This is a genomic window from Dietzia maris (assembly GCF_014144855.1).
GTDB classification, from domain to species: domain Bacteria; phylum Actinomycetota; class Actinomycetes; order Mycobacteriales; family Mycobacteriaceae; genus Dietzia; species Dietzia kunjamensis.
The window spans coordinates 1-9,071 of record NZ_JAALDN010000354.1 but is presented as its reverse complement, the minus strand read 5'-3'; the positions used below and the strand labels follow the sequence as shown (position 1 = coordinate 9,071).

General features: G+C 71.5%; 8 protein-coding genes, 1 other RNA gene and 1 pseudogene. 3 read left to right on the top strand and 7 right to left on the bottom strand.

Translation table 11 applies throughout. The annotated features are described in order from the left end of the window. Positions 1 to 377, bottom strand: a pseudogene (locus tag G6024_RS11825) (bifunctional [glutamine synthetase] adenylyltransferase/[glutamine synthetase]-adenylyl-L-tyrosine phosphorylase); the annotation flags it as partial. 14 nt (positions 378 to 391) lie between these two features. Further along, positions 392 to 1,732, bottom strand: a complete 1,341-nt coding sequence (gene glnA, locus G6024_RS11820; RefSeq protein ID WP_067714196.1) for a type I glutamate--ammonia ligase — start codon at positions 1,730 to 1,732, stop codon at positions 392 to 394. Between the two features lie 198 nt (positions 1,733 to 1,930). On the opposite strand from glnA, the gene panB reads away from it, so the two are divergent. Further along, a complete protein-coding gene (gene panB, locus G6024_RS11815) occupies positions 1,931 to 2,809 on the top strand; it encodes a 3-methyl-2-oxobutanoate hydroxymethyltransferase (protein WP_159148780.1) in 879 nt (292 codons plus the stop codon). A 2-nt stretch (positions 2,810 to 2,811) separates the two neighbouring features. Beyond that, complete coding sequence (gene pip, locus G6024_RS11810; RefSeq protein WP_390890273.1) at positions 2,812 to 3,825, top strand: prolyl aminopeptidase; 1,014 nt, start codon at positions 2,812 to 2,814, stop codon at positions 3,823 to 3,825. Positions 3,826 to 3,852: 27 nt separating this feature from the next. On the opposite strand, the gene G6024_RS11805 is transcribed toward pip, so the two are convergent. Together G6024_RS11805 and G6024_RS11800 are read right to left on the bottom strand one after the other, a co-directional pair. Next, complete coding sequence (locus G6024_RS11805) at positions 3,853 to 4,671, bottom strand: SDR family NAD(P)-dependent oxidoreductase (RefSeq protein ID WP_159148781.1); 819 nt, start codon at positions 4,669 to 4,671, stop codon at positions 3,853 to 3,855. 62 nt (positions 4,672 to 4,733) lie between these two features. Continuing rightward, on the bottom strand, positions 4,734 to 6,242 hold the full coding sequence (locus G6024_RS11800; RefSeq protein ID WP_159148779.1) for a flavin-containing monooxygenase: 1,509 nt from the start codon (positions 6,240 to 6,242) through the stop codon (positions 4,734 to 4,736). A gap of 113 nt (positions 6,243 to 6,355) precedes the next feature. Here G6024_RS11800 and G6024_RS11795 point away from each other — a divergent pair, with 113 nt between their 5' ends. Next, complete coding sequence (locus G6024_RS11795) at positions 6,356 to 8,026, top strand: CYTH and CHAD domain-containing protein (protein ID WP_159148778.1); 1,671 nt, start codon at positions 6,356 to 6,358, stop codon at positions 8,024 to 8,026. A gap of 30 nt (positions 8,027 to 8,056) precedes the next feature. Here G6024_RS11795 and G6024_RS11790 read toward each other — a convergent pair whose 3' ends face one another. The 3 genes from G6024_RS11790 to G6024_RS11780 all read right to left on the bottom strand — a co-directional run. Next, entirely contained in the window at positions 8,057 to 8,224 is a 168-nt protein-coding gene (locus tag G6024_RS11790) for an SPOR domain-containing protein (RefSeq protein ID WP_132061872.1), read from the bottom strand. Between the two features lie 104 nt (positions 8,225 to 8,328). Next, positions 8,329 to 8,755, bottom strand: an RNA gene (gene rnpB / locus G6024_RS11785) — RNase P RNA component class A. 49 nt (positions 8,756 to 8,804) lie between these two features. Further along, positions 8,805 to 9,071: histidine phosphatase family protein (locus G6024_RS11780; RefSeq protein ID WP_182640372.1), on the bottom strand; the 267-nt coding region annotated here is incomplete at its 5' end.

Genomic DNA, 9,071 nt, shown 5'->3' with positions numbered 1-9,071 from the left:
CCGCGCAGCAGCGCCCACCGGGTGGGTTCGGCGACGAGGTGGTCCCCCAGCGCGCTCGAGGATCCGAGCAGCCCCAGCAGCCGCGCCCGGAGCCGCGAGTCGGATCGCAGCGCGTCGTCCAGCGCCGCGACGTCGGCACCGGCGCGGGCGCGGGCAGAGCCACTCTCATCGTGGGACCCGGCGGCGAGTGATTCGTGGAGCCGCACCAGGGCTCCCAGAGCGAGGTCGGGGTCCGGAGCCCGGGACAGCGACCACAGCACCGGGACCGCGTCGTCGTCGGTCCACCCCAGGTAGTCGAGCCAGTCCGCGGCCCGGTCGTCGAGCAGCCCGAGGCGGCCCGGGCTCGGTAACCGAGGGCGCGAGGAGTCCCTGCTCACGATGCCGCCCCCGGTCACAAGTTGAGGTAGTGCCGCAGCTCGTACGGGGTCACGTCGTTGCGGTACTCGCGCCACTCGCGCCGCTTGTTGCGCAGGAAGAACTCGAACACGTGCTCGCCCAGCGCCTCGGCGACGAGCTCGGACTCCTCCATGGCGTCCAGCGCCTGCTCGAGGCTGCCCGGGAGGTCGGTGTATCCCATCGCCCGCCGCTCGCGCCGGCTCATGGTCCACACGTCGTCCTCGGACTCCGGCGGCAGCTCGTACCCCTCCTGGACGCCCTTGATCCCGGCGGCGAACATCACCGCGTAGGCCAGGTACGGGTTGCAGGCCGAGTCCGGGCTACGCACCTCGATGCGGCGCGAGGACGCCTTGTTGGGCGTGTACATGGGCACACGGACGAGCGCCGACCGGTTGGCCCGGCCCCAGGTGGCCGCGGTGGGGGCCTCGCCTCCGCCGATGAGTCGCTTGTAGGAGTTGACCCACTGGTTGGTCACCGCCGAGAACTCGGGCGCGTGGGTGAGGATGCCCGCCACGAACGACTTCGCGGTATCGGACAGCTGGTACTCGTCGTCCGGGTCGTGGAACGCGTTGGCGTCGCCCTCGAACAGGCTCATGTGGGTGTGCATGGCCGAGCCCGGGTGGTCACGCAGGGGCTTGGGCATGAACGACGCCCACACCCCGTTGTTCATGGCCACCTCCTTGACCACGTAGCGGAACGTCATGATGTTGTCCGCCATGCTCAGGGCGTCGGCGTAGCGGAGGTCGATCTCCTGCTGGCCCGGCGCGCCCTCGTGGTGGGAGAACTCCACCGAGATGCCCATCGCCTCGAGCGCCTCGATCGCGTGGCGCCGGAAGTGCGGGGCGGAGTCGTGCACGGCCTGGTCGAAGTAGCCGCCGTTGTCGGTGGGCACCGGCTCCGCGCCGTCCGTGTCCAGGTCCTTGAACAGGAAGAACTCGATCTCGGGGTGCACGTAGCACGAGAACCCGAGGTCGGCGGCCTTGCTGAGCTGACGCCGCAGGACGTGCCGGGGGTCGGCCCAGCTGGGGCTGCCGTCCGGGTTGAAGATGTCGCAGAAGATGCGCGCGGAGTGCTGTTTGCCGTCGGCGTGGGCCCACGGGAGCACCTGGAAGGTCGACGGGTCGGGCTTGGCGACGGTGTCCGCCTCCGAGACCCGGGAGAAGCCCTCGATGGCGGAGCCGTCGAAGCCGATCCCCTCCCCGAAGGCGCCCTCGAGTTCGGCCGGCGCCACGGCGACCGACTTGAGGGTGCCGAGGACGTCGGTGAACCAGAGCCGGACGAACCGGATGTCGCGCTCTTCCAAGGTCCTGAGAACGTACTCCTGCTGGCGGTTCATGCGCTCCAACCTAGTGCCTGTCGTGTTACGAGCGTGTGACATCCGCCCGCCGCGACGCCCACCGGCCCCCTCCGGGCCCGTCGTGGCAGACTCGTCCGCGACAGCGAACGGATCCCGCCGCGCACGTCACCGCCCCCTGTCCACCCGGGTACCGGCGCCCAGCCGGCCTCGAGGTCACCGAAGGAAGGCCCCACTCCCATGAGCGACACCCCCGACTCCCCGGTCTACGGCGCCGTCGGCGCACCGGACCAGACGCCGAAGGGCGACGGGCCGCAGGGCCTGACCCGGGTCACCCGTCTGCACCACCTCGCCGAGCTCAAGGCCACCGGCGAGCCGTGGCCGATGCTCACCGCCTACGACTTCGTCTCCGCGCGGCTGTTCCAGGAGGCCGGGATCCCGGTGCTGCTCGTCGGCGACTCGGCCGCCAACGTGGTCTACGGCTACGACACGACGGTCCCGGTGACCGAGGACGAGATGATCCCGCTGGTGCGGGCCGTCACCCGCGGCGCCCCGAAGGCGCTGGTCGTAGCGGATCTGGTGTTCGGCAGCTACGAGGCCTCGCCGACGCAGGCCGTGGCCGCGGCCACCCGCATGATGAAGGAGGGCGGTGCCCAGGCCGTCAAGCTCGAGGGCGGCGTGCGGATGGTCCCGCAGATCAAGGCGATCGTCGACGCCGGGATCCCCGTGATGGCCCACATCGGCTTCACGCCGCAGTCGGTCAACGGGCTGGGCGGGTTCCGGGTCCAGGGACGCGGCGACGCGGCGGATCAGCTGCGCGCCGACGCGCGTGCCGTCCAGGAGGCCGGGGCGTTCTCCGTGGTGATGGAGATGGTGCCCGCCGACCTGGCCCGGGAGGTGACCGCAGAACTGGAGATCTCCACCGTGGGCATCGGGGCCGGCAACGGGTGCGACGCCCAGGTGCTGGTCTGGCAGGACATGGCCGGGCACAGCACGGGCCGCACCGCGAAGTTCGTCAAGCGGTACGCCGAGCTGGCCGACACGCTGCGTGACGCCGCCCGCGAGTACGGAACCGAGGTCCGCTCGCGGGCCTTCCCCGGCGCCGAGCACTCCTTCTGACCGTGGTGGCACCGACGACCGACAGCGGACACGGGGCCGCCCGACGTGCCCCGTACCCGGCGATCGAGCCCTACGACAGCGGGATGCTCGACGTGGGCGACGGGCAGCACGTGTACTGGGAGTGCTCCGGAAACCCGCACGGCGCCCCCGTCCTGTTCGTCCACGGCGGACCCGGTGGCGGGACGACGCCCGAGCACCGACGCATGTTCGACCCGGCCGCCTACCGGATCATCCTGATCGACCAGCGGGGGTGCGGGCGGAGCACCCCGCACGTCGCCGACGGCGCGGAGTTGACGGTCAACACCACCTGGCACCTGGTCGACGATCTCGAGCGACTGCGGGAGCACCTCGGGGTCGAGGAGTGGCTGGTCTTCGGCGGCTCGTGGGGCTCCACCCTGGCGTTGGCGTACGCCCAGGAGCATCCCTCCAGGGTCCGCGGACTGATCCTGCGCGGCGTCTTCCTGTGCCGCCCGAGCGAGATCGACTGGTTCTACCGCGGTGGGGCCGCGCACCTGTTCCCGGACGTGTGGGAGGGCTACCTCGCGCCGTTGCTCGCCGCGGACGGCCCCGACGCCGTCCATCAGCCGGGTTACGACCACGTCGCGGCCTACCACCGGCTCCTGCACTGCGGGGATCCGCAGGTCGAACTCGAGGCGGCCCGCGCGTGGACCACGTGGGAGACGTCCACCTCGACCCTGCTTCCCCGACCCGCCGGCACCGGCGGTGACCCGGACCGCTTCGCCCTGGCCTTCGCCCGGATCGAGAACCACTACTTCGTCCACGACGCGTTCCTGCGGGGCCGGGCGATCCTGGACCGGATGGACCGGATCGCCCACCTGCCCGCCGTGATCGTCCACGGCCGCTACGACGTGGTGTGCCCGGTCGCAGGCGCGTGGGAGCTGCACGCGGCGTGGCCGGGTTCGGAGCTGCACATCGTCCCCGACGCGGGGCACGCGATGGCCGAACCCGGCACGACGCACCACCTGCTGGAGGCCACGGACCGCTTCCGTCCCTGAGGAGCCCGGGCCGGGCGCGCCCCCGTCTCAGACCACCCCGAAGCGGCGCGACATCGCGACCGTGCCCTTCTGGTAGCCGGTCGGGAACAGCCGGACCAGGGCGTCGAGCAGGTGGGCGTCGACCCCCACCAGCACGCGCGCCCTACGTCGCTCGACGCCGTCGAGGATCACCCGCGCGGCGGTCGACGCCTCGGTGCGCGCGAACTTCGCGTCGAAGATCGTGGCGAAGTTCGCGCTGTCCAGCCCCTCGGCCGCGCCGGCGCTCCGGGCGACGGCGGTCTTGATCCCGCCCGGGTGGACGCAGGTGACGTCGACGGGGTGCCCGGCCGCCATCATCTCCATCCGCAGGGACTCGGTGAACTGCTGCACCGCCGCCTTGGCCGCGTTGTAGGCGTTCTGGGTGGGCACGGACAGGAACGCGAAGATGCTGGAGATGTTGACCAGGTGGCCGTCGCCGGAGGCGATGAGGTGCGGGAGGAACTCCTTGGTGCCGTGCACGACGCCCCAGTAGTCGACGTCCATCACGCGGGCGATGTCCTTGTAGCCGGACTGCTCGACCGCCCCGGTGAACGCGATGCCGGCGTTGTTGACGACCAGGTGGACCACACCGAAGTGCTCGGCGACCGCCCCCGCGTACTCAGCGACCATCGCCTGTTCTGTGACGTCGAGACGCTGCGAGTGCACGTCGGTGGCGCCGTCACCGCGCGCGAGTTCGACGGTCCGGGCCAGTCCGTCTGCGTCGATGTCGCTCAGTGCCAACCGGGCGCCGCGCCGCGCGGCCTCGCGCGCCAGTTCGCGCCCGATCCCCGAGCCGGCGCCGGTGACGACGACGACCTTGCCGTCCATCCGCCAGCGGGGGCGGCGGGCCAGTGACCCGACGGCGCCGAACAGTCTGCCGATCGGGGCGCTCACCGGAGGGCCTCCTGCCCGGTACGCGTCGCGGCCGTGTCGTCGGCCGCGGTCCGCCGGTAGGCGCTCAGGTCGAACTCCCGGGTCTGGTTGCGGAAAGTGAAGGTGTAGTCCGGCCACACGGCCGGCGCGTTGCCCTTGTCGTCGAGGTACCAGCTCCGGCAACCGGTCACCCACACGGTCTCGCCGGTGCTGTCGCGCAGTTCGCGGTTGTACGCGTCCTGGACGGCCGCACGCACCTCGACGGTCTGCAGGCTGCGGTCCCGCATGGTGCGCAGCGCGTCCACGAGGTAGTTGAGCTGGGACTCGATCATGTAGATCATCGACGAGTGCCCGAGTCCGGTCGCGGGGCCCACCAGGACGAACAGGTTGGGGTAGCCGGCGACCGTGGTCCCCTTGTAGGCCTCCATCCCTTCGCTCTGCCACTTGTCCGCCAGGGTGCGCCCGTCCGTTCCGCGGACGCGCTCGAAGAACGGTGAATCGGTGACGTGGAAGCCCGTGGCCACCACCAGGACGTCGGCGGGGTGCTCGGTTCCGTCACCGGTGACGATCCCGCCCTCGGTGACGCGGGTGATCGGCTCGGTGACCACGTCGACGTTGTCCCGGGACAGTGCCGGGTACCAGGTGTTGGACAGCAGGATGCGCTTGCACCCGATCTCGAAGTGCGGGGTGAGCCGCGCGCGCAGGGCACGGTCGCGCACCTGCATCGCCAGGTGTGCCCGTCCGAGCGCCTTGATGGGTGCCAGCGCCGCGCGGGTGCGGGTCAGGCCCACCACCTGGAACTCGCGGCTGGCGTACTGCAGGGCCCGCACCGCGCGCTGCAGCCCGGGCACCCGGCGGTACAGCGACCGCTCGAACCGGGGGTACTGCCGGTCCATCCGGGGCAGGACCCAGGGCGCGGTGCGCTGGTAGACGTCGAGGTGCGCCACGGTCGGGGCGATGGACGGCACCACCTGGATCGCCGAGGCGCCCGTGCCGATCACCGCGACTCGCTTGTCGGCCAGCGTCACCGAGTGGTCCCAGCGGGCGGTGTGGAAGACGGGCCCGGCGAAGTCGCCGACGCCGTCGATCTCCGGGAGCCTGGGCTCGCACAGTGCCCCGACGCCCAGCACCACCACGCGGGCGTCGTACTCCTCCTCGCTGGTGCGCACCGTCCACCGGCCGCGGGACTCGTCGTAGTCCACCGAGGTGACGTCGACGCCGAAGCGGATCTTCTCGCGCACGCCGGCCTCGTGCGTGACCTTCCGGATGTAGTCGTAGATCTCGCCCTGCGGCGAGAAGGCCCGTGACCAGTCGGGGTTGAGGGCGAAGGAGTACGAGTACAGGTGGGACGGGACGTCGCACGCCGCGCCCGGATAGCTGTTGTCGCGCCACGTCCCGCCGACGTCGGGGCCGCGTTCGAGGACGACGAGGTCGTCGAAGCCCTCCTGCGCGAGCCGGATGGCGGCACCGAGCCCGGAGAACCCCGCCCCCACCACCAGGACGTCGACGATTTTCGGCTGATCCACAATCTCTCCCTTACGACGAACGTGTGACCGTAGCCACTGACCTTACCCGCCGGTAAGTCCGGAAGGGGCGGCGCTCACTGCCGGTGTTCATCCTTTACTGATACAACCGGACCATGACGATCAACGAGACCGTCGAGGTCGAGAGCAAGTTCGAGGTCGACGAGCACACCCCGCTGCCCACGGTCGACGCCCTGGCGCCTCTCGTCGCGGACGTCCCGGTGGAGCACCAGCTCTCCGCCACCTACTACGACACCGCCGACCTCTCGCTCACCCGGCACAAGGTCACACTCCGGCGCCGCACCGGCGGGGACGACGAGGGTTGGCACCTCAAACTGCCCGACCGGGCGGGACGCGTCGAACTGCAGGCCCCGCTCGGCGACGGCGACCCCCGTGACGACGTCGTCCCCGCGGAGCTCGTCACGGCCGTCGCCGGGCTGGTCCGCCGTCGGCCCCTCGAGCCCGTCGCCCGCATCGACAACCGCCGGCAGGTCCTCACGCTGCGGGACCCCGACGGGGCCGCGGTGATCGAGTTCTGCGACGACCGTGTCTCCACCGAGTCGTTCGTCGCCGGCGGATCAACGGCGGGATGGCGGGAATGGGAGACCGAACTGGTCGATCCGGCGCGACCCGATGCACACGATCTCCTCGCGACCGTCGCCGCCGCCTGCGCGGACGCCGGGGCTCACGCCTCGTCGTCGTCGTCCAAACTCGCCCGCACCATCGGCCCACTCCCCGACCTCTACGAGCGCGGCGTCTCGCCCGTGCGCGACGCCCTTGTCCAGGACCTGCAGCAACTCCTCGACCACGATCCGGCGGCCCGGCGCGTCACCGTGGTGGGCGTCCACCAGATGCGCGTCGCGGTCCGTGGCCTGCGGAGCACCATCAGCTCGTACGCCGACGAGCTCGGGGCGGAGACCGCCGGCACCGACATCGACCCGGCCGCGCTCCTCGCCGAACTCAAGGAACTCGCCGCGGTGCTGGGCAAGGCCCGGGACATCCAGGTGGTCGACCAGCGACTCGGGGCGCTGGCAGCCGACTACCCCGAGGACGTGGTGACCGCACGGACCCGGCATCTCCTGCGCACCGAGTTGGACTTCGCGGAGCAGCGCGCGGGCGAACGCGTCACCGCGGCGCTGCTCTCCGACCGGTACCTCGACGTGGTCGACCGACTCCACGAGCTGGTCCGCGTCGCCGGCACCGGCCCTGCCGCAGTGGGGGGCGGGGCGTCGTCGAAGGGCGGTGCTCCGTCGAAGGGCGGTAGGAAGCGGCGCGAGGCCGAGGAGACACTGCTGCGCGGGGTGGACCGGCAGTTCTCCAAGTTCACCAAGGTCCGTACCCGAACCGAGCGCGACCTGGACTCCCTCGACCTGACGCTGGCCCAGCGGGAGGAACTCACCCACGTCGTGCGCAAGCGCGCGAAGGCACTGCGCCGCAACGTCAGCGCGGTGCCGAACACGGAGGACCTCACGGTGGCCCCGCTGCGTACGGCCTGCGACCGGCTGCACACGGTGCTCGGGGAGGTCCAGGACAGCGTCACCACCCGGCAGTGGATCCGGCGCATCGCGCGGCGGGCCGAGTTCGCCGGTGAGTCGACGTTCGGCCTCGGCGTGCTCTTCGAGCACGAGCGGGCGTTCTCCGAGCGCACCCTCGAGGGGTTCGAGAGCGACGCCGCGGCGGTCACGGCCGCCTATCGCGAACTGTCCGAGTCACGGCGTGCGGCACGGCGGCGCCGGAAGAAGAAGGACAAGAAGAAGAGCGGCAAGAAGAAGGGCGGGAAGAAGTAGGACAGCCCGGCTCGACCTCCCGGGCTCGTACTAGTCGTCCTGGGCGTCCCAGGCCTCGTTGCGGGCCTTCGCCTTGGCCAGCGCCGCCTCGGCCTCGCCGCGCGTGGCATAGGGGCCCATCCGGTTGTCCCAGTTGGTCACCTTGCCTTGCTGCGCCTGACCTGTGGCGATGTCGTAGTACCATTGTTCGTCCGACACGGTGGGCCTCCTCGGTTCGACGGGACGGGCTTGTCACCTCGGACCCTACTATCCGGGTCCGGGCCCGCCACCGCGCGCCGCAGCACCGCCTGCCGGGAACGGGGCGAACGAGCCGGCCTGTAAGCCGGATCCTGTGCCCTCCGCGGGCGGAGGGCGACGACCATCCATCTGGGCACTCCGTCACCGGGTACCTCGAGCGGTCCACCCGCGGACTCGGGCGAGCAGCCCTCCCGTGCATCGCTGCACGCCATCCGCGCAGCCGCACCGCGAGCGGTGCGACCTTCGACCTTGCTCCGGGCGGGGTTTACCTAGCCGCCCCGGTCACCCGGGGCGCTGGTGCGCTCTTACCGCACCGTTTCACCCTTACCGCGCCCGCAGGCGCGGCGGTCTGTTTTCTGTGGCACTGTCCCGCGGGTCACCCCGGGTTGCCGTTAGCAACCGCCCTGCTCTGTGGAGTCCGGACTTTCCTCGGGCCGGGGCCTGGCCACCGATAGCGCCGGTTCCCCTGTCCGCGGCCGTCCGGCCGACTCGTTCGCCCCAGGGAGTCTAGTCGCCCGCGCGGGCCGGTCGGGGTGCGGGCTCAGACGAGGTGGGAGGTGTCGTTGACCAGGTGCACCGAGGTCGGCCCGTCGGAGTAGAAACGCACGTCGGAGACGGAGGCGAGGTCCAGGTGCAGCCGGAACAGCAGCTCGTCACCGGCGCCCAGGCCCGCCCGGATCGCCAGTTTGATAGGGGTGACGTGGCTGACGACGGCGACCACGCCGCCGGGGCGGTCGGCGACGATGCGCCGCAGTCCCCGCTCGACGCGCGCCCGCACCACGGCGAAGCTCTCGCCGCCCGGGGGCGC

Excerpts from the sequence above, each read along its gene's own strand:
- glnA (WP_067714196.1), bottom strand. The coding sequence starts at position 1,732 with ATGAACCGCCAGCAGGAGTACGTTCTCAGGACCTTGGAAGAGCGCGAC.
- panB (WP_159148780.1), top strand. The coding sequence starts at position 1,931 with ATGAGCGACACCCCCGACTCCCCGGTCTACGGCGCCGTCGGCGCACCG.
- G6024_RS11805 (WP_159148781.1), bottom strand. The coding sequence starts at position 4,671 with ATGGACGGCAAGGTCGTCGTCGTCACCGGCGCCGGCTCGGGGATCGGG.
- G6024_RS11795 (WP_159148778.1), top strand. The coding sequence starts at position 6,356 with ATGACGATCAACGAGACCGTCGAGGTCGAGAGCAAGTTCGAGGTCGAC.